Origin of the sequence: Gorillibacterium massiliense (genome assembly GCF_000455485.1) — a bacterium.
Lineage (GTDB): Bacteria > Bacillota > Bacilli > Paenibacillales > NBRC-103111 > Gorillibacterium > Gorillibacterium massiliense.
In genome coordinates this window covers 1-24181 of record NZ_CBQR020000021.1, presented here as the reverse complement: position 1 = coordinate 24181, position 24181 = coordinate 1, and the positions used below count along the sequence as shown (strand labels likewise).

28 protein-coding genes are annotated in these 24181 nt (G+C 49.2%); all 28 read right to left on the bottom strand.

Annotation, left to right across the window (positions count from 1 at the left end):
* Positions 1-747, bottom strand: a 747-nt coding sequence (locus TJ79_RS02365; RefSeq protein ID WP_040948686.1) for a MinD/ParA family protein, incomplete at its 3' end; no start/stop codon positions are given.
* Complete coding sequence (gene flhF / locus TJ79_RS02360) at positions 740-2056, bottom strand: flagellar biosynthesis GTPase FlhF (RefSeq protein ID WP_040948685.1); 1317 nt, start codon at positions 2054-2056, stop codon at positions 740-742. The genes flhF and TJ79_RS02365, both read right to left, overlap by 8 nt.
* On the bottom strand, positions 2053-4086 hold the full coding sequence (gene flhA / locus TJ79_RS02355; RefSeq protein WP_040948684.1) for a flagellar biosynthesis protein FlhA: 2034 nt from the start codon (positions 4084-4086) through the stop codon (positions 2053-2055). The genes flhF and flhA overlap by 4 nt, the downstream gene beginning before the upstream one ends.
* Before the next feature lie 48 nt (positions 4087-4134).
* Positions 4135-5229, bottom strand: a complete 1095-nt coding sequence (flhB, locus tag TJ79_RS02350; RefSeq protein ID WP_040948683.1) for a flagellar biosynthesis protein FlhB — start codon at positions 5227-5229, stop codon at positions 4135-4137.
* 20 nt (positions 5230-5249) lie between these two features.
* Positions 5250-6044: a flagellar biosynthetic protein FliR gene (gene fliR / locus TJ79_RS02345; protein WP_040948682.1), complete on the bottom strand. Its 795-nt coding sequence runs from the start codon at positions 6042-6044 to the stop codon at positions 5250-5252.
* Positions 6045-6055: 11 nt separating this feature from the next.
* Complete coding sequence (gene fliQ, locus TJ79_RS02340; protein WP_040948681.1) at positions 6056-6325, bottom strand: flagellar biosynthesis protein FliQ; 270 nt, start codon at positions 6323-6325, stop codon at positions 6056-6058.
* 18 nt (positions 6326-6343) lie between these two features.
* Complete coding sequence (gene fliP / locus TJ79_RS02335) at positions 6344-7123, bottom strand: flagellar type III secretion system pore protein FliP (protein WP_040948690.1); 780 nt, start codon at positions 7121-7123, stop codon at positions 6344-6346.
* Positions 7116-7619, bottom strand: a complete 504-nt coding sequence (locus TJ79_RS02330; protein ID WP_155987742.1) for a FliO/MopB family protein — start codon at positions 7617-7619, stop codon at positions 7116-7118. Before TJ79_RS02330 ends, fliP begins: the two co-directional genes overlap by 8 nt.
* 9 nt (positions 7620-7628) lie before the next feature.
* Positions 7629-7991, bottom strand: coding sequence for a response regulator (locus tag TJ79_RS02325; RefSeq protein ID WP_040948680.1), 363 nt, complete (start codon positions 7989-7991; stop codon positions 7629-7631).
* A 20-nt stretch (positions 7992-8011) separates the two neighbouring features.
* Positions 8012-9301 (bottom strand): flagellar motor switch phosphatase FliY, encoded by a 1290-nt coding sequence (fliY, locus tag TJ79_RS02320; RefSeq protein WP_040948679.1) that lies wholly within the window; start codon positions 9299-9301, stop codon positions 8012-8014.
* Positions 9291-10289 carry a flagellar motor switch protein FliM gene (gene fliM / locus TJ79_RS02315; RefSeq protein ID WP_040948678.1) on the bottom strand — a complete coding sequence of 333 codons (999 nt, stop codon included), beginning with the start codon at positions 10287-10289 and terminating at the stop codon, positions 9291-9293. The genes fliY and fliM overlap by 11 nt, the downstream gene beginning before the upstream one ends.
* A 37-nt stretch (positions 10290-10326) precedes the next feature.
* Positions 10327-10806 (bottom strand): flagellar basal body-associated FliL family protein, encoded by a 480-nt coding sequence (locus TJ79_RS02310; protein ID WP_052339184.1) that lies wholly within the window; start codon positions 10804-10806, stop codon positions 10327-10329.
* A gap of 5 nt (positions 10807-10811) precedes the next feature.
* Positions 10812-11030, bottom strand: coding sequence for a flagellar FlbD family protein (locus TJ79_RS02305; protein ID WP_040948677.1), 219 nt, complete (start codon positions 11028-11030; stop codon positions 10812-10814).
* An 89-nt stretch (positions 11031-11119) separates the two neighbouring features.
* The gene (gene flgG, locus TJ79_RS02300) at positions 11120-11938 is read right to left on the bottom strand and encodes a flagellar basal body rod protein FlgG (protein ID WP_040948676.1); all 819 of its coding nucleotides are present in this window, start codon (positions 11936-11938) and stop codon (positions 11120-11122) included.
* Positions 11939-12031: 93 nt separating this feature from the next.
* Positions 12032-12427: a TIGR02530 family flagellar biosynthesis protein gene (locus TJ79_RS02295; RefSeq protein ID WP_040948675.1), complete on the bottom strand. Its 396-nt coding sequence runs from the start codon at positions 12425-12427 to the stop codon at positions 12032-12034.
* Positions 12424-12996, bottom strand: a complete 573-nt coding sequence (locus TJ79_RS02290) for a flagellar hook capping FlgD N-terminal domain-containing protein (RefSeq protein WP_081756654.1) — start codon at positions 12994-12996, stop codon at positions 12424-12426. The genes TJ79_RS02295 and TJ79_RS02290 overlap by 4 nt, the downstream gene beginning before the upstream one ends.
* 39 nt (positions 12997-13035) lie before the next feature.
* Positions 13036-14679, bottom strand: a complete 1644-nt coding sequence (locus TJ79_RS02285) for a flagellar hook-length control protein FliK (RefSeq protein ID WP_040948674.1) — start codon at positions 14677-14679, stop codon at positions 13036-13038.
* Positions 14680-14743: 64 nt separating this feature from the next.
* Positions 14744-15652 carry a MotE family protein gene (locus TJ79_RS02280; protein WP_040948673.1) on the bottom strand — a complete coding sequence of 303 codons (909 nt, stop codon included), beginning with the start codon at positions 15650-15652 and terminating at the stop codon, positions 14744-14746.
* A 37-nt stretch (positions 15653-15689) separates the two neighbouring features.
* Complete coding sequence (fliJ, locus tag TJ79_RS02275) at positions 15690-16130, bottom strand: flagellar export protein FliJ (protein ID WP_040948672.1); 441 nt, start codon at positions 16128-16130, stop codon at positions 15690-15692.
* Between the two features lie 9 nt (positions 16131-16139).
* On the bottom strand, positions 16140-17462 hold the full coding sequence (gene fliI, locus TJ79_RS02270; RefSeq protein ID WP_040948671.1) for a flagellar protein export ATPase FliI: 1323 nt from the start codon (positions 17460-17462) through the stop codon (positions 16140-16142).
* Entirely contained in the window at positions 17455-18294 is an 840-nt protein-coding gene (locus tag TJ79_RS02265; RefSeq protein ID WP_040948670.1) for a FliH/SctL family protein, read from the bottom strand. Before TJ79_RS02265 ends, fliI begins: the two co-directional genes overlap by 8 nt.
* Positions 18287-19303 carry a flagellar motor switch protein FliG gene (gene fliG, locus TJ79_RS02260; RefSeq protein WP_040948669.1) on the bottom strand — a complete coding sequence of 339 codons (1017 nt, stop codon included), beginning with the start codon at positions 19301-19303 and terminating at the stop codon, positions 18287-18289. The genes TJ79_RS02265 and fliG overlap by 8 nt, the downstream gene beginning before the upstream one ends.
* A gap of 11 nt (positions 19304-19314) precedes the next feature.
* Positions 19315-20919 carry a flagellar basal-body MS-ring/collar protein FliF gene (gene fliF / locus TJ79_RS02255; RefSeq protein ID WP_040948668.1) on the bottom strand — a complete coding sequence of 535 codons (1605 nt, stop codon included), beginning with the start codon at positions 20917-20919 and terminating at the stop codon, positions 19315-19317.
* A 40-nt stretch (positions 20920-20959) separates the two neighbouring features.
* Positions 20960-21265, bottom strand: a complete 306-nt coding sequence (gene fliE / locus TJ79_RS02250; protein WP_040948667.1) for a flagellar hook-basal body complex protein FliE — start codon at positions 21263-21265, stop codon at positions 20960-20962.
* 35 nt (positions 21266-21300) lie between these two features.
* Positions 21301-21750, bottom strand: a complete 450-nt coding sequence (gene flgC / locus TJ79_RS02245; protein ID WP_040948666.1) for a flagellar basal body rod protein FlgC — start codon at positions 21748-21750, stop codon at positions 21301-21303.
* A gap of 3 nt (positions 21751-21753) precedes the next feature.
* Positions 21754-22158, bottom strand: a complete 405-nt coding sequence (flgB, locus tag TJ79_RS02240; RefSeq protein WP_040948665.1) for a flagellar basal body rod protein FlgB — start codon at positions 22156-22158, stop codon at positions 21754-21756.
* A gap of 298 nt (positions 22159-22456) precedes the next feature.
* On the bottom strand, positions 22457-23209 hold the full coding sequence (codY, locus tag TJ79_RS02235; RefSeq protein WP_040948664.1) for a GTP-sensing pleiotropic transcriptional regulator CodY: 753 nt from the start codon (positions 23207-23209) through the stop codon (positions 22457-22459).
* Between the two features lie 189 nt (positions 23210-23398).
* A partial coding sequence (hslU, locus tag TJ79_RS02230) for an ATP-dependent protease ATPase subunit HslU (RefSeq protein WP_040948663.1) occupies positions 23399-24181 on the bottom strand: 783 nt, incomplete at its 5' end.

Here is a 24181-nt window from a genome sequence, read left to right as displayed (position 1 = left end):
AACCTGTCTTTTTACCGAACGGGAAACGGTATCGTCGTCCGCAACATATCCAAGGAGAGGAATGTTCAAATCCAGAAATTTTTGAGCCACCAAGCGGATCTTGTCAGCGGTTATCCTGCCTTCCCGGTTATCCGTCACCCGGTTGACCACAAGCCTGAATGTGACGTCGGGTTCTTCTTTATGTACCATTTTGATAACGGCGTAGGCGTCGGTAATGGAAGTTGGCTCCGGCGTTGTAACGACGATGGTTTCGTGAGCGGCCATAATAAATTTCATCGTCTCTTTCGACAAGCCCGCTCCTGTATCGAAAATAATATAATCCACATGGCCGTTTAATTGGCCGATCTGTTCAGCGAAATCGTTAAGCTCCTGATCCGTTAACCGCAAGAGATCCGTGAATCCGGAGCCTCCGGCTATAAATTGCAATCCGCCAGGACCGGTTTGGATAATCTCCCAAATCGTCTTTTCTTTTTTTAAAAGATGATAGAGACTGAAAGCGGGATTGGCGCCCATGAGAACGTCGATGTTAGCAAGCCCAATATCCGCATCGAAGATCAGTACCTGCTTCCCCGTTTTTTGTAGAGCCAGCGCGAAATTCAAGGTGAAATTGGATTTTCCCACTCCGCCTTTGCCGCTGGTTACGGTGACGATCCGAGTTGTTTTTGCCAGAGCTGCAGGCGGCTGCTGGAGATCGGCAGCCTCCATTCCATCCATCAGACTGCGAAGCTTTTGTGCCTGATCACTCATCCGATAATGCCTCCACAATCCAATTCACAAGCTGGCCGCTGTCAAGCAAGGAGATATCATCCGGCACGTTCTGCCCATTAGTAATATAGGATAACCGCAGCGGGTAATCATGCATGAGGTTCACGACGGCACCATAAGAATCGGTTTCATCCATTTTGGTAAAGAGCACTTTGTCAATTTTGAACTTGATAAAATTGTCGGTGATCGCCATCATGTCCTTGTACTTGCTGGTCAGGCTGAGTACGAGGTAAGTCTCGCTACTGCCCCGGGTCGCAAGGAGTGCATTCAACTCAGAAACATACATTTCATTGCGAAAATTGCGTCCAGCCGTATCCATGAAGATAAGATCGCAGTTTTCCAACTTCTGAAATGCTTTGGTCAAATCTTGGGGAGAGAAGACCACCTCCAGCGGAATATTCAAAATCGTGGCATAGGTCTTGAGCTGTTCCACAGCAGCGATCCGGTAGGTGTCGGATGTGATGAATCCCACCTTGCGGTGATGCTTCAACACTTGCTCCGCCGCCAGCTTGGCGATAGTCGTTGTTTTGCCTACTCCGGTAGGACCGACAAAATGGACGACCTGGCATTCACCGGATAGGGGGCGTCCCGTCCTATCGGCTACAACAGCCAACAGACGATCCTTGATTTTCTCTTTGAACCACTCGTTAGAATGGGTCAAATCCCCTGCTTCTTCCTGTATCGAAGCCATGATGGCATCGGCGATTTCAGGCCGCACTTCCTGTTCCTTGAGCTTCCCGGCCCACATCTCCCAAACGGGATCGAGTTGATCCCCAACGGAAACGGTCTTTACAACGCTTCTCATCCATTCTTTCATCTGGCGAATTTCCGCCTGTAAATCGAAATCCTTAGCGGGAGCTTCGTCCGGTACCGGTTTTGCGATCCCTGCCTTTGCATCTTCCGATTGGTCAGTCTTCCTAGCTGCAGTCAAATCTGCCTCTCGCTCAGCTAGAACATCAGGCACATACGGCATTGGCTCGTAAACAGAAGATTTCACCGGCTCGCGTGTCGCAGCAGATTGGCGATCGGCAGTTTTCAACATGTCCAAGACCGGCGCCGATGCCGGCTTGGCTGTCGGAATTGTATGAAGAGTCGGCCGCGATGCGGGCGGCTTAACTTCTGCCGCGTCCGTCGCTGCGATGACTTCGATCTTCTTTTTGCTGAATAAGCCCAGAAAGCCACCGGAGCGCATTTCCTTCGTATTGAGAATCACGGCGTCGTTGCCCATTTCACTGCGTATCCGCTGCAAGGCGTCCGGCATCGTGTCTACGACGTAACGCTTTACTCTCATATATTGACAACTCCCAGACTCTGAATTTCCACATTAGGCTCTAGCTCGCTGTAGGACAAAACCGGAATATCCTGCATCGTCCGTTCAAGCAGTTGCTTTAAATACATGCGAATCGTCGGGGATGTGAGGATAATCGGTTGCTGACCTGCTTGAACAGCTCGGTTGACCTGTTCTCCCACTCTTTGATAGATGATCTGGGAATAGGAAGGATCCATTGCCAAGTAGGAACCTTGTTCCGATTGCTGGACAGCTTCGGCGATTTTTCGCTCAAGCGCAGGTCCGACGGTGATCACTTTTAGAGAATCCCCGGCAGACGAGAACTGTTGAGTAATTTGCCGGGATAGTGCTTGTCTTACATATTCGGTTAGAATATCGGGATCCTTGGTGTACGTCCCGTAATCCGCCAGCGTTTCTAGAATCGTAACCATATCCCGAACGGATATTTTTTCCCGCAGCATCTTGCCAAGTACTTTTTGAATGTCGCCGATGGAGAGAATGCTTGGCACCAATTCGTCGACAAGTGCCGGGTACGATTCTTTGACATTTTCCACCAAAGCTTTCGTTTCCTGACGGCCCAACAGCTCGTGAGCGTGCTTCTTGATAACTTCCGTCAAGTGTGTAGCCACTACCGATGGCGGATCCACTACGGTATACCCGGACATTTCCGCCCGTTCCTTGACGTTTTCGTCGATCCATAGGGCAGGAAGCCCAAATGCCGGCTCGGTCGTCTCGATACCGTGAACCGCTTCATCTTCGAACCCAGGACTCATCGCTAAATAGTGATTAAGTAACAATTCACCACGAGCAACCAGATTTCCTTTAATTTTTATGACATATTCGTTCGGTTTTAGTTGAATATTGTCACGAATTCTGATAACTGGGACGACAATGCCCAATTCCAAGGCACATTGACGCCGAATCAGGATAATTCGATCCAATAAATCGCCACCTTGATGGGTATCCGCCAGCGGAATGAGACCGTAACCGAATTCAAATTCGATAGGATCCACATTGAGCAGACTGACCACACTCTCGGGGCTGCGTACTTCTTCGATCTGCTGTTCTTCTACCAATTGCTCCTCTTGCGCCTGCTGCTTTTTCAGGTTGCCCTGCATTCTCCAGGCTGCAATCGCCATCAATATTGCGATGGGATAGGTGGCCGTAATACCGATAGGTGTGACGGTTCCAAGAAGGGCGATGGTTCCGGCTACGATATAAAGCAGCTTCGGATAGGCAAGGATCTGCTTCGTAATATCCGACGCTAGATTGCCTTCGGAAGTTGCCCGTGTGACGATAAGGCCGGAAGCTGTCGAAATGAGGAGCGCAGGAATTTGACTGACGAGTCCGTCACCAATCGTGAGGATGGAGTAATGAGAAGCAGCGTCTGTAAAATTCATGCCTTTGAAGACCATCCCGATGATAAACCCGCCGATCAAGTTAACGACGAGGATGATAATGCTTGCGATGGCATCGCCTTTGACGAATTTGCTGGCGCCGTCCATAGCTCCATAGAAATCCGCTTCGTTTTCGATCTTCTTTCGCCGTTCCCGAGCTTGCTGCTCATTGATGAGACCAGCATTCAGATCGGCGTCGATGCTCATCTGTTTGCCGGGCATTGCGTCCAGCGTAAACCGGGCGGCTACTTCAGCGACCCGTTCAGAACCTTTCGTGATAACGATGAATTGGACGATGACAAGAATGAGAAACACGATGAAGCCGACGACGATATTGCCTCCTGCAACAAAAGAACCGAAGGTGCCGACAACCTTACCTGCTTCGCTCTTATCCAAAATGTTCCGCGTCGTCGATACATTCAGCGCCAAACGAAACAACGTCGTAACAAGAAGCAGTGAGGGGAAAATCGAAAATTGCAGCGCTTCCTGCGTATTCATTGCCGTCAGTAAGATAATAAGCGCCAACGATATATTGATAACAAGGAGCACGTCCATCAAAGGCAACGGCACTGGAATAATCATCATGAGGATAATGCCGACAATGCCAAATAAGACGATTATATCTCTTAGTTTCACCGAAGAACGCCTCCTTTCCCTAACATTCACATTTAGTGGAAAAATCCGTTATTTTGCGGTTTTTCCTTTTAATTTGTACACGTAAGCCAACACCTCGGCTACGGCCTGAAACAAGTCGGCCGGGATATTTTGGCCAATGTCTACCTGGTCGAACAGCGCCCTGGCCAGCGGCCGGTTTTCCATCAGGATGACGCCATTCTGCTTACCGATTTCTTTAATCTTCTGTGCGACAAAGTCAGCCCCCTTGGCGATGACCCGGGGAGCATCCATCTCGCCGGCTTCGTATTTCAATGCGACCGCATAGTGCGTCGGGTTTGTGATAATAACGTCAGCTTTGGGGACCTCTTGCATCATACGCTGCATGGCCATCCGCCTTTGACGCTCGCGAATTTTACCCTTGATCAGCGGGTCCCCTTCCGATTTCTTGTACTCGTCCTTGATGTCCTGTTTGGACATCCGCAAATCTTTTTCAAACTTATATTTCCGGTACATATAATCAAACAGAGCCAGTACAGCCAAAGCAACGCCAATTTTGATGCCTAAATTCAAAGTTATTCCGGCCACATAATGCAAGGTACCGCCTAGCGGTCTATGCGCCAGCTCCAGCAGATGCCCCCGCTCCGACCAAAAGGTTTGAAAGACGAGAATCCCGACGAGCAGCATTTTGAACAGCGACTTAAGCAGTTCCACCATGGATTGCATGCCGAACATCCGTTTAAAGCCTTGAGCGGGATTAATCTTGCTGAATTTCATTTTTAACGGTTCGCCTGTCAAGAGAAAACCGATCTGCATATAGTTAGCCGCCAAAGCGATGAGTAAAGCCACTGCAAATAGCGGCAAAAGCATCAAAATTCCCTGTTGCACCAAGTGTCCAAATAAAGAAATGACATTGGGTATCGTCACATCCGTCAACAAGTAATCGTTGTAGATCGATTCAAACAGGATAACGATCTTTCCTTTGAGGTAACCGGCAAAGATCATCAAGGCCAGAAAACTGGCGCAAAGGACGAAAGCACCGGGAAGCTCCGAGCTTTTGGCTACTTGCCCTTTTTTGCGAGCGTCCTGACGTTTCTTCGGTGTCGCCGGTTCCGTTTTTTCGCCGGCAAACAACTGCAGATCCAGACGGTAGCGATATACCGGCACTTTGCCGCCTCCCGACTGAACTAAGATTGCCCCGACGTTTGTACGCCGGAGAGAATCTCCACCATTTTCTGCATCTCGCGAAATAACTCAGTAAACAGACTGGAGAACAGAGTGGAGAAGCTGGAAACAAATACAAGCAAAAGCATCAGCCCGACGAGGAGCTTAATTGGAATACCCACAACAAAAATGTTAAACTGGGGCGCCGTGCGAGCAAGAATGCCCAAGCCGACATCTACGAGAAACAGGGAGACGACCAGCGGAGCAGCCAGTTGAAAAGCAAGAAGAAACGCTGAGGACAGTGAATGGAGCAGAAACTCCGACACATGGCCGTTATAAATCTGAGAAAAAACATCATTGTTGAGCGGTATCCATTGGTAGCTGCTGAGAATGCCCGATATCAGCGCATGATGACCGTTCATAGCTAAGAACAGCAGGCTGGCTATCATGAACTTGAGGTTGCCCAAAACGGGACTTTGAACGCCCGTGAGCGGGTCGATAACGTTTGCCATGCTGAATCCGATTTGCATGTCGGCAAAAGAACCGGCAATTTGAAAGATGGTGAAATAGAGATAAGCAATAAAACCGAGAATGAGTCCAACTAATGTTTCCTTAATGATCGAAAGCGGGTAAACCCCGTCAAGAGGCACCGGTGTGACGTTCATTGTAGGAACCACAAGCAGCGCTAGAAAAACCGATAGACCAATCTTGAAATGATTGGGCACATTTTTCGCAGATAAGATAGGGGCCACTACAAAAAATGCGGTTATTCGACACAAGACAAGCATAAAGTTAGGAACGAACTGTAGAAGTTCCATCAGTTCACATCCTAACCAATGAATTGATAGAGATTTTCAAATATATTCCGTGTGTACTCAACCAGAGTGGTGAGAATCCAGGGTCCAAAAATCAGAATGCTCAAGAGAACGGCAAGAATCTTCGGAACAAAGGCAAGAGTTTGCTCTTGAATTTGTGTAGCCGCCTGGAAAACGCTAATGATCAAGCCTACCACCAAAGCGATGATCATCATCGGTGCGCTAGCCTTCAACACCGTAAAAACTGCTTGGCCGGCCACGCCAATAACAAATTCCGAATTCATGGCAATCCCTCCGGCCGATTATGTATTGAAGCTGAGCAGCAGCGATTTGACTACTAAATACCAGCCGTCAACCAGAATGAACAGCAAAATCTTGAAGGGTAGCGATATCATGACCGGCGGCAGCATCATCATCCCCATGGACATCAGAACACTGGCGATTACCATATCGATGACAAGAAACGGAATGAAGATCATAAAGCCCATCTGAAAAGCAGATTTTAATTCGCTTATGGCATAAGCTGGTACAAGAGCCGTCAGCGGCGTATCTTCGATTCCCGCTGGTTTAGGAGCTTTGGAATAATCGAGAAAAAGCTGCAAATCCTTCTCGCGCACTTGTCTGCCCATATATTGTTTAAGCGGTACGGCTGCCTTTTCAAGTGCCTGGGACTGGGTGATCTCATGTTTCATATATGGCTGCAGAGCCGTTTTATTGATTTCTCCCAAGGTGGGAGACATTACGAATAAAGTAAGAAAAAGTGCTAACCCGATAAGAACCTGATTCGGCGGCATCTGCTGGGTCCCTAAGGAGGTACGGACAAACCCCAGCACAATGACGATCCGGGTAAAGCTTGTCATCAGCACCAGAATAGCCGGAGCCAGACTGAGAACCGTCAGCATCAAAATGATGGAAATGGTATTCGTGCCTGAAGCGGATTCTGTATTGTTGATGTTAAAGCTCACATCAGGTATAGGATTTGTCGGGGGCTGGGGAGTCGGTTCTGCTGACGCCAGCGCGGAGCAGAGCCAAACCCCGACAATAAGGAGAAGCGGCAATAGCACCGCCAGCTTTTTATTCATTTTTTCCAAACCGCCCATCCGTCTGGCTGTCTTCGATAATCCATTCGTCAACCTTCTTTTTGCGGTTTGTCATCGACAGCATTTTCTCCTGAAACAGTTGCTGGAATTGCCCATCAGTCTCACCCGTCGCAGGAGAAGCGCCGCGTTTGGTTAATGAGGCCACCCAGTCTCGCATGCTGCGGAAAGCTCTTCCTTCTGAGCTGTCGATAGCCGCTGCCCGAATGGCTGCGATTTCTTCGGGATCATCAATTTTTGCCACCAGTCGGATATCTTGACCGACCCCCAAGAGGTAAAGCGAGTTTCCCAGTTCAACAAGCTGAACGGATTTGTTCTGCCCTAGGGGCAGTCCTCCCATCGATTTGATTGTGCGGCCGGGAAGAACCATTTTGTTCTTCCTGGCAACCAGCCTGATGATGAGAAAGAACAATCCAAGTACGAGAATCAGATAAAAGAGGACCCAAAAGAGGAAAGTACCAGTGCTTGTCGTGTTCGGCACAGGCGCACCTCAGCTTAATGTCTTCTTAATGGCTTCGATAACCCGGTCCGATTGAAATGGTTTTACGATAAAGTCTTTGGCGCCTGCTTGAATGGCGTCGATAACCATTGCTTGTTGTCCCATGGCTGAACACATGATAACTCTAGCATTCGGATCGAGCTTTTTGATTTCTTTCAAAGCATTAATGCCGTCCATTTCCGGCATCGTAATATCCATCGTAATCAAGTCAGGCTTGTGCTCCTTGAATTTCTCGATAGCCTGAACTCCGTCATTCGCTTCGCCGCATACCTCATAACCGTTTTTCGATAGGATGTCTCGGATCATCATTCTCATAAATGCAGCATCGTCAACGATTAAAATTCGGTTCGCCATGTAGTACAGTCCTCCTAATATTATTGTAGCTTTTGGATTCTTTCCCATTGATTGATGATGTCAGTCACACGGACGCCAAAGTTTTCATCGATAACCACAACTTCACCTTTGGCAATCAGCTTGTTATTAACCAAGATATCTACTGGCTCGCCAGCCAGCTTGTCCAGCTCGATAATAGAGCCTTGGGACAGCTGAAGGATGTCCTTGATCAACATTTTGGAACGGCCTAATTCCACCGTGACTTTAAGCGGAATATCAAGCAGCAGGTTGAGATTCGTTTCCTCTCCTGCAGTTGCCAAACCAGAATTGAAATTGGCAAATTGGGCTTGCTGCACGTTCACGTTTCGATTCGGCATACCGCCGTAAGCAGCAGGTTGCTGATAGCCGTAGCCGCTAGGCATCGGATATTCAGGCTGTACCGGATAGCCTGGATAAGCTGGAACGCCAGTTGGCGGATTTCCATGGGGTTCAAGCATCGGCTGCGCGGGACGCGATTGCGGTGGATAGGATGGCTCTGCTGCCGCCGGCCGAGGTTCAGGCTTGGAAGCAACAGGAGTCTGTACTGGAGCTTCAGGAGCTTTATCCGGAGTAGATCCTGTACCCATATCCGGCTCTTCTCCGCCCATTAATGTCAGCACCAGTTCCCGGGAAAATGGAACAGGAAGCAATTGCATGATCGTGGAATCTATCAGATCACCAATTTTCAACCGGAATGAAATTTTAACATATACCTCTTCTTGGGAAAAGACTGTAGCAGAATTTCCGGAGGAGAGATCGACAATGTCGATTCCGGGAGGTGATATGTTAACCAATCGATTAAAAATCGTCGACATGGAAGTAGCCGATGATCCCATCATTTGGTTCATCGCTTCTTGCACGGCACTCAGATGGATTTCCGTCAGTTCATCCACTTCGGTGCCTGTTCCGTCTCCGCCCATCATCAGATTGGCAATGACTTTCGCATCTTTTGTCTGGATGACCAGCAGGTTGATTCCGTGAAAACCGTCCACATAATTGACGTGAACCGTTACATGAGGCTTAGGGAACTCATTGGGGAGATCTTGACGCAGCAAAACGGAAACTTTGGGCGTCGTAATCTCGACTTTTTTCCCAAGGAGCGTAGACAAAGCTGTCGCCGCGCTGCCGAAAGTGATATTGCCGATCTCTCCCAAAGCATCCTGCTCTAGAGAGGATAAGTACTCACTGACATCAGGGGTTTCATGGAATGAGTCTTCTTCTGTTACATCCGATGTTTGTTTAAGTAGGGCGTCGATCTCTTCCTGAGAGAGATAGTCCCGGTTATTCGTCATTTTCCTCAACTCCTTCGCTTGCAATCTCCGTTACCTGGACCGCTATCTTCCCTTTTACGGTTCCGGGACTGCCGATAAATTTCAGCTTGTCGCTTACGCGGATGCTCAGCCCCTCTTCCACCGGTTTGTCAAGCCGGATTACATCGCCGGAAGTAAGCCCCAAAAACTCACGAACCGTCAGTTGGGAATTTCCTAGTTCTGCCACAACAGGCAGCTGCGATTTATTAATACGGCTATTCAATGCTTCGGTTTCTTCGGCTGTTTTCGTCTTCTTATAGGTGACAAACATGTGATGCACGGAAAGCCGCGGCATGATCGGCTCAATGACGACGTGCGGGATACATAAGTTAATCATGCCCGTGGTATCGCCAATTTTGGTGCTTAAGGAGATCAAAGCGATGGTGTCGTTAGCGGAAGCGATCTGCATAAATTGCGGGTTCGTTTCAAGTGCTTCCAACCGCGGCGTAATATCTGCTACGGTCTTCCATGCTTCGGTCAAGCTTTCCAGAGCTCTGCCAAACATCTTCTCCATGATCATTGTATCAATTTCTGTCAGAGCATTAATCTTGCTCGGCGCGTTTCCCGATCCCCCCAGCATCCGGTCCAGCATCGCGTATGCCACATTGGGATGAACCTCCAGCACCATCCGTCCTTCCAAAGGCTCTGCTTCGAAAATGTTAAGGATGGTCATTTTCGGGATGGATCGGATAAATTCCTCATAAGGCAGCTGCTCAACCTGTACGACATTGATTTGAACGAAGGTTCTTAGCTGAGTGGAGAAATAGGTAGTCAGAAAGCGGGCAAAATTTTCATGTATACGCGTCAAGCTTCGAAGATGGTCTTTAGAGAATCTCGTAGCCCTCTTAAAATTGTAAGCGCGGACTTTTTTCTGAGTATCTTCTTTCTTCAACTCCTCCGCATCCATCTCGCCAGAGGAGAGAGCCGCGAGTAGAGCGTCGATTTCGTTCTGCGAGAGTACGTCAACCAATAAAGTCACCTCCCTGAAGCGCTGTGTTCATGTTTGGTTATTGCATGATGATGTCGGTAATGTTGACTTGCGTCACTTTACCAGTTGTCAGAAAGTCATTAATCTTGTTCATTAAGATAGCCTTGAGAGCTTCCTGACCTTTGCTCCCCGATAAATCCTCCATGGTCAAATCAGCCAGAGTTTGGTTGATCACATTGCGAACTCGAGAATCGTAATCTTCGAGCTCCTTCTTTACCTTGCTGTTGTTCATTTCGAAAGCAAAACCAGCTTTAATCGTGCGGTCCCGCTCCTTTAAATTGGTAATCACGTTTTCGACAGATACTGTCAGCTTCTTCACTTCGGCAGCCGACTGTTTTTTTCCTTCTACATGCTCGACAGAATTTGCAGCTTTTTGTCCTGGATCGACGGTTTTATTATCCATCCTATCCATCAGAGTCCAAATACCGACGCCTGCTCCTGCAATCAACGTCACGACGACGAGCATGGCTAAAACGATTAGCAAAAACTTGTTTTTCATCTCGACTATTCCTCCGAATCCTGACTATTGATGCTGCCGCGAACCGCTCCTACCGTGCGAATATAGTCCACGACCCGGGCAACTACTTCCTGTACCGGCTCCAGACAGGTCACTTTCCTGCCGGTGGTCAGGGTGATCATCGTATCCGGAGTTTCTTCGACGATTTCGATCAACAGGGCGTTAATGATAAGCGGATTTCCATTTAATCGCGTTACCGTTATCATGCGAGCGTCTCCCTCCATCCCGTTCTACGATAAATGAGACTGCTGTTGGCGGCAGCATCTGCCGCCAACAGCGGTCATGATGTTACGATTTATCGTTTAAGGTTAACGATTTCTTGAAGAATTTCATCGGATGTGGTGATGATACGCGAGTTTGCCTGGAAGCCCCGCTGGGCGACGATCATTTCCGTAAACTCGGATGTAAGATCGACATTAGACATTTCCAGTTGGCCGGAAATAATAGCTCCGGTTCCGGAATCAACACTGTTGGCTTCACCAATGTTTAAAACACCATCAGGACTGGCGTTATTCGTCGAACGGTATAGGTTTCCGCCGATTCGTTCCAAACCAGATGGGTTCTTCACTTTGACTACGCCAATTTTGGCAATGGCGTCCTGAGTCGTGCCGTCAGCCGCAACCGGGACGACGGAACCGTCTTGACCAATATAGAAAGATGTCACTTCATCCGGAATGTTGATGGGCTCCCCATCGGAACTTAGTACGAACATCCCGTCGCCGTTGACCAGATTGCCTGCTGAGTCGACTTTGAAACTTCCGTCGCGAGTCAAGTAAAATCCGTCGGCATTCGGGTCTTGTTTTACGGCGAAGAAGCCGTCGCCATCAATCCGCAGGTCTGTGGGAACGTTGGTGGTCATCGCTCCGCCTGGGGTGTGCACGGTGTCTACGGAACCGATGGCAACGCCAAGACCTACCTGTTTCGGATTGACACCACCCTGCGTGTCGGAAGGAGCGGTGACACCGCCGATGCTTTGGCTCAAGAGGTCCTTAAACATTACTCTTCCGGCTTTGTAACCAACAGTGTTGACATTGGCAATGTTGTTCCCAATCACGTCTAGCTTCGTTTGAAATCCGCGCATGCCGGAAATGCCCGAATATAGAGATCTTAACATCTACGTATTCCTCCTAAAATTGAATTAAGGAAATCAAGTTGGGACGCATCAATCGGTCCGCAGTCCCGTGGGCTTCCTTATCGGGCCAGCCCATTACGAAACGATGATCGCACTGTCGATCTGGGTGAAAACGTTGTCCTGCAAGGACGCTCCGTCCATTGCCGTGACGATGGTGCGGTTCTTGATATTAACGATAAGCGCCATATCATTCATCAGCACCAGCGAATCCTTAGCACCTTTGGCAGCTGCCTTGTCCACCGCTGTCTGAATCTTGTTCAGTTGCTCTGGCTTCAAGCGAATTCCACGCTGTTCAAGCCTGAGCTCGGCGTGATGACTGAGCTTTAGTTCTTTCTGGAGTATGTCCTGAAAGCTTATCTGCTCCGTCCCAGCAGTTTCACCGATTTTGCTGCCGCGTGTTCCCTGACTGACAGGCGTTAGGGGAGCAACACGTCCGGGATAGAGCTGTCCGATCGAGAGCCGATCACTCATAAGCCACTCCCGCTCTCTTGAGCACCACCGTTCGCTTCAGATGATGTTTCACCAGTTCCGGTTGCCGTTGTCGTTGAACCGGTTCCCGTAGTCGTTGTTGTTGTTCCGCTTCCCGTTGTCGTGGTCGAATTTGATGCCGCTTCTTCCCAAATCCGAGTCAATTGATCAATGGAAACGTCCTTGCCGTCAATAATGGCATACTGTAGACCGCTCTTAAAACGGATTCCTTCCACAACGCCGGTTTTCTCGGTAGTCGTTCCGTTCGTGTTTGTGTCGTTCCAAGCGACCGACTTACCGATCAACGCCGGGCTAAGTCCAATAGACTGTCGTAAGGTTTTAAGCTCTGACGTGATGTTGTACATTTGCTCGACGGAGGAAAATTGCGCCATTTGGGCGATGAATTCTTTATCTTCCATAGGCTGCATCGGATCTTGGTTAGATAGTTGAGCTACCAAAATCTTCAAAAAATCATCTTTCCCCAACACTCCACTACCGCTCGACGTCGAACCGCTTGTGTTGTTTGCGGCGTAATTGGGCCATACATTTTTTGTACCTACTGCGCTTGTCACTTGTGCACCTCCTGTCGCCAGACTTCTCCATTCTTGCGCTTAAGCGGTGGTATCCACCGTCGTGCCGTAAGCCGACAAACGAACCCGTTCCTCTAAAGCCAGATTTTCCAATTCCTCGTCCAAGTCCATGTAGTTTGTGCCGGATTGGGCTTGAGTGGATTGCCCCGGTTGGCTATAACGCTGCTGTTGTCGCTCTCCTTGGAACATACCGGATTGGGCTGCAGCGCTTTGTGCAACTTCCAGTCGTTCTACTTGAAGACCTTGATTTTGTAAGTTCAATCGCAACTGCTGCATTTGGCTTTCCAGCATTTCTTTGCCTACTGCTGTATGAGCGTTGAACTGGGCGACAACCTGGCCGTCAGACAGGGCGATACGTACATCCACTTGACCGAGATGTTCGGGCGTTAAGGTCAAACGAGCTTCCGTAAGAGAACCTTTAAGTCCGGCGGCAGAGCTTTTCTGCAAGTAACGAGCGATTTCCTTGGCAAAGTCAGCTGCATTCATCGTTTGCGGCAGTTGGTCCGTTTCCGGAAGCTGCGTAGTCGTTGCTGCTGCCGGTTGAGGCGTTGCAGCTAATGCGTCCGTACGCAATGTCGTTTGAGCGGTTGCATCTGCTTCCTTCGCACCTTCTGCTGTAGCTGCATCTGTATCTCCGCTGGTGCGTTCAACCGTAATACCGGAGCGATAAGCCAGCATCTCCAAAGCCGTTGTTCGTTTGGATGCTCCCTCGTTTCCTTTGACGAATACCGCTGTATGGTTTTGCTTTTCATCGGAATTCGACTGCTGCTCCTTGTCGGAATGAGCGGAAGCGGCTTCCTTGCCTGTTGAGATCGCGGCGGTTTTCTCGCCTTGCGCGGCCGTGAAGATCAAGTTGCCAGCATCGGAGTTGGTTGTCGTAGCTGCAGGACTAGCAGTGGCTGAACTGGTGCTCGCCTCAGCCAAAATGCTGCTAAAGCTTGCGGAAAGTTGTTTCAGTAAAGCGCTGTCCGGTTCCTGTTGCAGAGCTGCAATGACACTCTCCAGCACTTTCTTCACTTGATCCGTCAATTGAGCGGGCATCTGCATGCCGGCTACATTGCTCAAGTCAAGGAGTCCGTCGTTTTGGGTATCCCCCCCGGCGCTAGTGTCACCCAAGAGACCCATCGCTTGCATCAGCACCTTTGCCTGTCCAAACCATGCTTGGCCAGCAGGTTGAGAGAGAACCGCCTCAAGCAAATCCGGCTGATCTGCAACCTTCTGCATGGCCGGAACGGCATCTTGCGTTTGAGATAGCTGCTGCAGCAAAAGAGCGATAATCGCGGCAATCGGGTTGGTATCTTCCGACTTTTCATCCGCATTTACGGCGTCTCCGGCAACAGTTGCTTTCTCTTCGCTTACTGCTTTAGCGGCTGGAGTAGACTCCGTTGACGCATTCGATGTGTTTGCAGCAGTCGCAGAATTTGAACTGTCATTCTGGGAAGTCCCTTCCGATTTGTCCGCTGCTTTTTGACTACTTTTCCCATCTTGCGATGCTACCGCGTTCTTCTTCTCAGTTGCCGGTTTGTTGTCATTAGCTTGACGCAGCTTGTCTTGGAAAGATGTAGAACGGCCAGAGACTCCAGATGAACGAGTTTGCCGATCCGAAGCTTTCGGAGCCTGGGTTGCTGCAGGCACTGCGCTTTGAAAAGGTATTGCCATTTCCATATTTTTCACCTCCTCTCATGGGAGATTATATCGAAAGCCTGAGAAGTAAAGCTGTAATCTCAGGTCAATTCGCGAGTTTACTGGAAATCGTCGCTGCCTTGTCCTTTTCTTTCTTAGCCATTTCCGTTAAAATCTTGCCGCGCGAGGACGTATCCATCACTTTCATAATGCTGATCGCCTTATTCGCTCCCGCAGTTCCCGCATTAAACATCGTCACCAGCACATCGGACGCTTGCGCAGCATCCATGCTTGCGAAGGTTTTTCCCAAGTTGACCATATCCGTGTTGGCGGCCGGGCTGCTGTTGTCCGTCTCCAGCTTCTTTACCCGCTCTTGCAAAGCGGCAATTTGCAAATCCTTGGACGGAACTTCCTCTTTCAACCGAGCGGATGTCTCTGCCGCAATTGCCGGGGTCATCTTTTCCAAAATCAGCGCTTGCTGATCTACCTTCATTCCACTTAAAACCAGTACCCGTTCGCTCAACGTCATGTTTTGCAAAATCGGCGCCGCTTTTCCCGGATTCATTCCAGCATAAAGCTTGCTGAGCTCCGACACCTTATTGCCGTATGCTTCATCGCTTGTCTGCTGTTGATCAGCCACCAAAGCATCGTACTTGGTTTGCAGTTCCTTAAGGGTGTCGTCTTTGCGCAAAAAATTGTCCTGTGACTTCTTCAGATCAGCCTCTTGATCCTTCAACTGCTTCTGCAGCTTCTGGATTAGCGCATCTTTTTCCTTGAGCTTGTCCGAAGCCGTGGCTGAAGCCGCTGCGCCGTTACCCGAAGTATCCGTGTTTTCCTTCGGTACCCAGTTTTGCACAATGGGAATTTTGTGGGCAACGGAGAGCAAATTGCCTTTTGTATCGTAACCAAACATGGTAAGCAGTACCATAATCAGGACGACTGCGAAAACGATAGGCACCAGAAACCAGATCAAAAACCGCTCCAGCGCGTTCAGCTCGGATTTTTCCGATTCCATACTGTAAAACCCCTTCCTACCACCCGCAGCGCTTCTGTCAGGACGGTCTTTTATATCGGGTGACGGCTAGTTCATCCAAGGTTTCCTGTTCCTTCTTAAGAACGACAGCCGTAAAATCCTTGTGCGCTTTCTCTCTGGCTTTATGCCATACCTTTTCCTGCCTCAGCTTTTCCGTAAGGACCAACTGGCTTTTATCCACTTCATGCATAGCTTGACGGATATCGTCCTTCTTGCCGCGAATCTCCCGATCCACATGATTGATAAAGGTTTGGTACAACGTCAGTTCCGAGATGGTTGTGCGCTCTTCCGTAGCCTTTGCCAGAGTGGATTGCAGTTGGTGCTGCTCTTCCTCCAGCAAAGTAAGGGAGTTTTCTTCCTGCCGCAATTTCCCGAACGCCGCGGACAATACCCATTCCGCTTGGGTTTTTTCGTTAGACTTTAAATCGACGATCTTTTGAAAGCTGTAGCGGAATGCCATCGATTATTCTCACCTTTCGGAAAATTGCTTCAGAAGCTGCTCGTGCGCCTCTTCAAATGTCACTTTTTCGAGGGTTTTCTGCCGGGTATAGTCCATAATCCCATTGATATAATGCAGTGCTTTATCAATTTCTGGATTAGATCCCCGTTGGTACGCCCCGATATTGATCAAGTCTTCCGAATCTCTATAGATGGATAACATTCTGTTCAAAAATTCCGCTGCGGTCTGATGATCATCTGAGACAATCTCCTTCATCACGCGGCTGACACTAGCTAAAATATCGATGGCGGGGAAATGGCCTTTATTGGCCAAATTCCGGTCCAGTACGATGTGGCCGTCCAAAATGCCGCGGACCGCATCGGCGATAGGTTCGTTCATATCGTCCCCATCGACAAGCACCGTGTAAAATGCGGTGATCGAGCCTTTGGGGCCGGTTCCCGAGCGCTCCAACAAACGAGGAAGCATCGCGAACACAGAAGGCGTATAACCTCTCGTCGCCGGCGGCTCGCCTACGGCAAGACCTACTTCCCGTTGAGCCATGGCAAATCGGGTCACCGAATCCATCATCAGCATGACGTTTAAGCCACGATCGCGAAAATATTCGGCAATACTGGTGGCGATCATCGCCCCCTTGATGCGGATAAGCGCCGGCTGATCCGAAGTGGCGACAACCACGACAGATCGGGCAAGCCCTTCCGGACCAAGGTCCCGCTCGATGAAGTCCAGGACCTCACGGCCCCGTTCGCCTATAAGGGCGATGACGTTCACATCAGCGGCTGTATTTCGGGCGATCATGCCGAGAAGGGTGCTTTTACCAACACCAGAACCGGCAAAAATACCCACCCGCTGTCCTTTGCCTATGGTTAGCAATCCGTCGATGCTGCGGACCCCAACGCTGATGGGTGTAAGCACCCTAGGGCGGTGGAGCGGATTGCCTGGAGAGTTATTGGTTGAGTACGTTCCCATTCTTCCCGCAAGCTTTGAGCCGTCCAGCGGCTCACCCAAACCATTCAGTACCTTACCGAGCAACTCATGCCCGACTTGTACGGTAAGCGGTTTGCCTGTGCTGACCACTTCGCAGCCCGGCCCGATGGAATTGAGTTCCCCTAGAGGCATTAGGATGACATTGTTGCTGCGAAAACCGACGACCTCCGCTTTGACGGGATGATTGGATTTATAAGGATAAATCAGGCAAACGTCGCCAATGCTGGCGTCAGGTCCTTCCGATTCAACCGTCAGACCGATAACTTGAATCACTTTTCCGTTTATGCGAACGGGATCCAGTTGGCTCAGTCGTTCCATATACTTGGAAGCATCAAGGGTTTTATTCATCCTCTTCCCTATCCTCTTCTGCCGTCAAATCTAGCAGGGCAGCCTTTATTTCTTTCAATTGCGTATCAATTCGAGCATCAATGCTGCCGTAAACCGAACGAATGATGCAGCCGTGATCGCTCACAGAAGAGTCGGGAACAATATCGAGCTCCGCTTGGGAGTCCAACGACATCCGCAGCTCTTCCCGCATTTCTTGAAAATAAGAGAAATGAACGGGTGCGACGCACAATGTAATCGTTCCTTTTTCCCGTCTGCGGCCAAGTACACTTCCCGCCAGATCCACCACCCATTCCGGGTTTACCGTCAGCTGGTGCTGTATGATTTTCTCGGCGATGGCGGTACTTAGCTCGATTAGAAAAGGCTCCGCTTCGGCGATAATCTGCCGTTTCAACTGATAGGAATGCTCTAAAACGCCTCGTGCCTCATTGATCATCTGGGCATATTCATTTCGCACCATTTGCTCCGCTTGAAGGGTTCCTTCCTGATAACCAGCCTGGTAGCCGCTTTCCCGAGCCATACCCGTTTCCGCTTCATCCGTTGACCGGCGTTCCACCCACCACGTCTCGATTTCTTGTTGAGCTTCCAGTTTGATCTGGTTCGCCTCATCTGCCGCTCGGGTGATGGTAGACTCCGCAAATTCTTCAGCATCCTGAATAATCTGGTCCTTGATTTCCAAAACGCCTTGTGCCTTTTCCCAAAGGGCGGCAGCTTCTTCATCAGGAACCGGAGCTTTACTTTCAGCCTGAGCCTTTTTGAGCAAGCTGCTCAAGCTGTCCACAAGCATCGTTTCCTCAAGAGCGATATAGCCATTGGATTTAATAAGATTAGACAATGACATCGTCTCCTCCGCCTCTGGCGATGATGACTTCTCCGGCTTCTTCCAGTCTGCGGATGGTTGCTACGATGCGAGTTTGGGCCTCCTCTACGTCCCTCAAGCGAACCGGGCCCATGTATTCCATTTCTTCCTTGAAGGTTTCGGACATGCGTTTCGACATATTGCGGAAAATAACTTCCCGCACCTCTTCGCTGGCGACTTTGAGTGCCAACTGCAGATCGGCATTCTCGATATCCCGAATGATCCGTTGAATGGAACGGTTGTCGATGTTGACGATATCCTCGAACACAAACATCCGTTTTTTGATTTCTTCCGCCAGCTCCGGATCTTGAATTTCCAAAGAATCCAAAATCGTACGTTCCGTGCCTCGGTCGACGCCATTCAAAATTTGGACGATGGATTCGATGCCTCCGGCAGAGGTGTAATCCTGCGTCACTGTTGCCGACAGTTTCTGCTCAAGCACTCTCTCGACCTGGCTGATGATTTCCGGCGAAGTGCTGTCCATAAGAGCGATACGCTTAGCCACTTCCGCCTGCTTCTCCTGAGGCAGAGACGACAAAATCATGGATGCCTGATCGGCCTGAAGATAGGATAATACGAGAGCGATGGTTTGCGAATTTTCGTTCTGAATAAAATTCAAGATTTGCGATGGCTCCGCTTTGCGAGCGAAGTCGAAAGGCCGAACCTGCAAAGTTGCCGTCAACCGGTTAATGATATCAATCGCTTTTTGCGCTCCCAGTGCTTTCTCCAAAATTTCTTTGGCATAGGCGATGCCGCCTTGCGAGATATATTCCTGGGCCATGCAAATTTGATGGAATTCGGACAGGATCGCTTCCTTTTCGCCGGAATCCACCTTTCGCACGTTGGCAATCTCAAGGGTCAACTGTTCGATCTCGTCATCTCGCAGTTGTTTAAAAATTTGGGCGGACACTTCGGGCCCTAAGCTGATCAGCAATATGGCGGCTTTCTGCCGACCCGTCAGTCCTTGTTGAATTCCTTTAGCCAACCGTCACACCCCTATTCATCCACAAGCCAAGTACGCAGAAGATTGACGAACTCTTCCGGCTTCTTTTTGGCCAGCATTTCCAACTGTTTGCGAACCTGAGCCTCGCCGCTTTTAGCATCCAGAGAATCCAAATCAAGAGTCTGATACTCCTGTCTGGCTGGTGCGACGGGTTCGACAAATTGTTCCTCCGCTTTACGTCTACGCTTGGAGATCATGTATCCGCCGACGCCTCCCAAGAGGAGCGCGACTGCGCCCGCAAGAGAACCGTAAAGCAGCCAGTTCGTCTTCTTCCCGCTTGACACGTTTGCGGATGCGGCGAATTCATGCTTGAACAGGGTGACTCTTGCGTTCAATTCCGCATCGGTAAAGGGAACCTCGCGGTTTGCCGTAGATGAGGCGACGATTTGCTTTAAAATGCTTTTGATGCTTGCTTCATTGTCCGCTGTAAGCGAATCAGGATTTTTTGGATCCGGTGGTTCAACTCCAATGGAAATGGTTAAGTCGTTGATAAAGAATGGGCTTGATTGAATTTCATTATTGATCCGGTTGATTTCCCAATTGGTTGTCGTCTCGTTGTCCTCTTGGGTAGATGTGCCGGTTCCCGAATCGCTGGGATAAGTAGGAATATCGGTACTCCCAGTGCCGGCGATTCCGCCTGTCGACGAATCGGTGCCGGTATAGCTCTTCTGGATCTGCTGCATGCTGATGGCGATGCCGTGGTCATCGACTACAGGCTTCACCAAATTTTGCTTGCTCACTTTTTGATCGAAATTCATGCTGGCCACAACGACAGGCACCACTTTATCCGGACCCATGACTTTGCTCAGCATGTTCATAATATTTTTTTGAATATCCGCTTCGAATTGCTTTTTGATTTGGAACTGCATGGCGGCGGCATTGGATGCGACTGCCAAATTACTGTCGGATTTCGAATACGGTAGCAAATCGCCATTCTGTTCCGAAATAGTTATATTGTCGATAGGAAGGTTCTTCACGCTCTTAGAGACAAGCTGGTACATCGTGTCGACCTTTTGCTGATCCAGCCTGTAACCCGGCTTAAGTTTCAACACTACAGCAGCGGAGGATTGGTCCGTATCTGCGGATGTGATAAAAACAGAACGTTCCGGCAAGGTGATCATCACCTTGGAACCAGCGACGGCGTCAAAGCTGTTGAGCATTTTTTGCATTTCGCCTTGAAGCATCGATAGCTGCTTAACATCAAATTCCCGGTCAGTGCTTCCAAACATGGAGCTGCTGCCAAGAGCCTCATACCCGATGGAGCCCCCTTGGTTCAGACCTTGGGATTCCACCTCGATTTTTACATCATCCACTTTGCTGCGGGGCACTGAAATGCTTGTCCCACCGTTTTCCAGCTTGTAGGGGATGTTCGCGGACGATAGATAGCCCTTGATTGAAGTTGCATCGCTTGGCTGCAAATCCGTAAAAGCTAGCTCATATTCGGTCCGAGAAAAATACGAAACCAGGAGCGGGATCGCGATCAGCAACAGCAGAATCATCGAGATGAACATCGTCTTTTGTGATTTGCTGAACCCCGTCCAAGTTTGGGTTGCATATTGTTTAATCCGATTCCAGTACTTCAGGATGGACTCGTTCACCGTTTCACCTCGTCATAAACAGGCAATAAATGATTGCACGTCAAATTTGCATTCGCATGATGTCCTGATAAGCCTCGATCACTTTATTGCGTGTTTGTACGGCCAACTCCAGGCCGAGAGAGACTTTTTCAGTAGCGATCAGTGCTTGGCTCGGGTCGGTGATTTCACCCATGATATACTGTTGAGACAGTTTATCCGCTTCCGCTTGTTGGTTGTTCATCTGGGTTAGAGCATCGTTCAGAAAATCGCCAAACTGTTTGCCGATCTCTGTTCCCGTTGCAGGAGCGGCAGCTTTAGGCGCTAAAGACGCAGGCTGCAATGAAGAGAGCATCGTTTTGTCGATCATTACGTTTCCTCCTGTCCGGTTTCTATTTGAACTTCTTATTTACCGATTTCCAACGCTTTCGTAATCATCGCTTTCGAAGCGTTCAATGCCGTAACATTCGCTTCGTAAGAGCGGGATGCGGAAATCATGTCGACCATTTCCTTCAAAGTGTCAACATTGGGCATGGAAACATATCCGTTCTCGTCCGCATCGGGATTAGTCGGATTGTAAACAAGTTTGAAAGGTGTTTTATCCTCCATAATTTTCGTTACCTTCACCCCTGCACCCACACCGTCGCCCATTTCATTTTTCAGATACTGGGAAAAAGGAGCGTTAGTGCCCGGTTCCATCACGACCATCTTACGCTGGTACGGAACCCATTTACCATTCACCAGCTTGCCGCGGGTTGTTTCTGCGTTGGCAATGTTAGAGGAGATAACATCCATACGCATCCTTTGAGCGGTCAAAGCAGATGAGCTGATATCAAAACCGCTTGTCAGTTTCATCGATTATCTCCCTTTATCAATTGATGTGCGCAAATGCCGGATTTCGTTGTTGGCCAGTTCGATCATCACATTGTAACGCAACTGGTTTTTGGCGGAGAGAGCCATTTCTGAATCGATGTCTACGTTATTCTTGTTGTTGTTCATGATGGACTGCTCGTCGGTCTCAATTTTGGGGGTTAGCCCGCTGCTTGTGCCGAAAGAGAAATGCCGCGGGTCCGAGCGCCTGCCGGCCAGTGTGTTGCTTCCGCTCATTTCGGATTGAAGCAGTTCCTCAAACCGTACGTCCGATCTCTTGAAGTTCGGAGTATCTACGTTTGCAATGTTGTTGGCAATTACGGTTTGCCTCAAGTTTGCGGCATTTAAGGAACCTTCCAAAAGCCGGAATGAGGGATTATTCAATATTTCCATCAAGATACCCCCATTTGTTTGTATAAACTTGCATTGAATTTTATTCGTCATTCCACTTTTGTTTTCCTTCTTCTTTCGACATTTTTCAATAAAATACACCGAAAGACGCACTTCTTCCACATTTTATTATATCGATATCATACGAATCTCATATTTTCCGCGCTATTATGCAAGAACTGGGTGAATATGGGAAATATTCGATGAGAAATCCGATTTTGGGCAGAAAAAAAGTCCCAAATTTAAACATTTAGGGACTTTTTACCTATAAATTATTATGCTCATATATCCGACTAGAACCTCATATTTTGACCTTTTCAAGTCCTGTAACCAGTTGATCGTTTAATATCTTAATATATGTACCTTTCATACCCAAGGAACGGGTTTCGATCACTCCGGCGCTTTCCAGCTTGCGCAGGGCATTGACGATTACGGAGCGGGTTATGCCTACACGGTCAGCGATTTTGCTGGCTACAAGCAGCCCTTCCTTCCCCTTCAGTTCTTCGAATATATGCTCCACTGCCTCAAGCTCGCTATATGACAAGGAGTTGACTGCCACTTGAACGATGGCTTTGCTGCGAATTTCGATGCCGCTTTCTTCCGCCTTCTCCCGAAGGACTTCCATCCCGACAATTGTCGAGCCATACTCCGCTAGGATGAGATCGTCATCGGTGAATGCGTCGCTATTCCTAGACAGCAGCAGCGTACCTACTCGTTCACCCGCACCGATGATGGGAACAACGGTCAGAACCCGGTGTTCAAACCAACTGTGTACAGTAGATTCCGAATTCGCGTCTGTCTCATTAACCTTCAAAAGCTCGGCATTATAATCCTCGGGAATGCGCCGCTCCTGAACCACCATCTGGTTTAACTCATCGGATGCAAACGGTCCCGTTACCGAAAACCCAAGAATTTTCCCGCGGCGGCTGATGACATAAACATCTGCCTGGATGACGTCCTTCAATACTTCCGACATCTCCATGAAATTCACTGCTTTGCCTGCAGCTTGCTGCAGCAGACGATTCAGCTTACGCGTGCTGGCTAACAAACTCATTTCCTTATAGCCCCCTAATGTGCTGAAAAAAATGGCAGAACCGGCTCCCCAGGCCGGTTCTTTCTATTCCACCGGTTTGCCCGCAGATCCATTCTGTTTCTCGAAAATACGGCACTTCCTCTTGCTTTCCTTAAGCATCCGTTGGATTAATCGGGATAGCAAGTGAACTTTTTGTCAATTTTCCAAACTTTATAGGATATATTGGCTGAGATCACGGTTCCGCGCGATATCAGTCAGCTTGTCACGAACATATTCGGGCGTGATGGCAAAGGTGTCCAGTTGGATGTCCGGAGCTTCGAAAGAAAGATCCTCCAGCAGCTTTTCCAATACGGTGTGCAGTCTTCTTGCACCGATATTTTCCGTATTGCGGTTCACTTCCGCAGCAATTTGCGCTAGCTCGCGGATCGCTGCATCCGTAAACTCCACCTGAATACCTTCCGTTGATAGAAGGGCTGTATACTGTTTGGTCAAAGCATTCCGCGGCTCCTTCAAGATTTTGACGAAATCCTCCTCAGTCAAGCTGGTGAGTTCCACACGAATGGGAAACCGGCCCTGCAGTTCGGGAATCAGATCAGACGGCTTGGCAATATGGAATGCCCCAGCGGCAATAAAGAGGATAAAATCCGTATGGATCGGGCCGTATTTGGTCGTGATCGTCGAACCCTCGACGATGGGCAGGATGTCCCGCTGCACGCCTTCACGGGACACATCAGGGCCTGCACCTTTGCCGGAACCGGCTACTTTATCGATTTCATCGATAAAAATGATGCCCGTCTGCTCCGCCCGGCGCACTGCTTCCTGGGTTACTTCATCCATATCCATCAGCTTCTGAGCCTCTTCCTGGATGAGCACTTTGCGGGCTTCGCGCACTTGCAGCTTCCGTTTTCTCCGCTTTTTGGGCATCATGTTGCCGAGCATTTCCTGGATGTTCATTCCCATCTGCTCGTTGCCTTGCCCGGCAAACATATCTAG

What these genes read in the sequence shown, in the direction of transcription:
- fliQ (WP_040948681.1), bottom strand. Translation starts at nt 6,325, where the DNA reads ATGAATTCGGAATTTGTTATTGGCGTGGCCGGCCAAGCAGTTTTTACG.
- fliY (WP_040948679.1), bottom strand. Translation starts at nt 9,301, where the DNA reads ATGACGAATAACCGGGACTATCTCTCTCAGGAAGAGATCGACGCCCTA.
- TJ79_RS02285 (WP_040948674.1), bottom strand. Translation starts at nt 14,679, where the DNA reads ATGGAAATGGCAATACCTTTTCAAAGCGCAGTGCCTGCAGCAACCCAG.
- fliR (WP_040948682.1), bottom strand. Translation starts at nt 6,044, where the DNA reads ATGGAACTTCTACAGTTCGTTCCTAACTTTATGCTTGTCTTGTGTCGA.
- fliP (WP_040948690.1), bottom strand. Translation starts at nt 7,123, where the DNA reads ATGAATAAAAAGCTGGCGGTGCTATTGCCGCTTCTCCTTATTGTCGGG.
- flgC (WP_040948666.1), bottom strand. Translation starts at nt 21,750, where the DNA reads ATGAAACTGACAAGCGGTTTTGATATCAGCTCATCTGCTTTGACCGCT.
- flgB (WP_040948665.1), bottom strand. Translation starts at nt 22,158, where the DNA reads ATGGAAATATTGAATAATCCCTCATTCCGGCTTTTGGAAGGTTCCTTA.
- codY (WP_040948664.1), bottom strand. Translation starts at nt 23,209, where the DNA reads ATGAGTTTGTTAGCCAGCACGCGTAAGCTGAATCGTCTGCTGCAGCAA.
- fliI (WP_040948671.1), bottom strand. Translation starts at nt 17,462, where the DNA reads ATGAATAAAACCCTTGATGCTTCCAAGTATATGGAACGACTGAGCCAA.
- TJ79_RS02305 (WP_040948677.1), bottom strand. Translation starts at nt 11,030, where the DNA reads ATGATAACGGTAACGCGATTAAATGGAAATCCGCTTATCATTAACGCC.
- TJ79_RS02295 (WP_040948675.1), bottom strand. Translation starts at nt 12,427, where the DNA reads ATGAGTGATCGGCTCTCGATCGGACAGCTCTATCCCGGACGTGTTGCT.
- TJ79_RS02310 (WP_052339184.1), bottom strand. Translation starts at nt 10,806, where the DNA reads ATGAAAAACAAGTTTTTGCTAATCGTTTTAGCCATGCTCGTCGTCGTG.
- flgG (WP_040948676.1), bottom strand. Translation starts at nt 11,938, where the DNA reads ATGTTAAGATCTCTATATTCGGGCATTTCCGGCATGCGCGGATTTCAA.
- flhF (WP_040948685.1), bottom strand. Translation starts at nt 2,056, where the DNA reads ATGAGAGTAAAGCGTTACGTCGTAGACACGATGCCGGACGCCTTGCAG.
- fliE (WP_040948667.1), bottom strand. Translation starts at nt 21,265, where the DNA reads ATGATCGACAAAACGATGCTCTCTTCATTGCAGCCTGCGTCTTTAGCG.
- TJ79_RS02280 (WP_040948673.1), bottom strand. Translation starts at nt 15,652, where the DNA reads ATGGAATCGGAAAAATCCGAGCTGAACGCGCTGGAGCGGTTTTTGATC.
- fliJ (WP_040948672.1), bottom strand. Translation starts at nt 16,130, where the DNA reads ATGGCATTCCGCTACAGCTTTCAAAAGATCGTCGATTTAAAGTCTAAC.
- TJ79_RS02325 (WP_040948680.1), bottom strand. Translation starts at nt 7,991, where the DNA reads ATGGCGAACCGAATTTTAATCGTTGACGATGCTGCATTTATGAGAATG.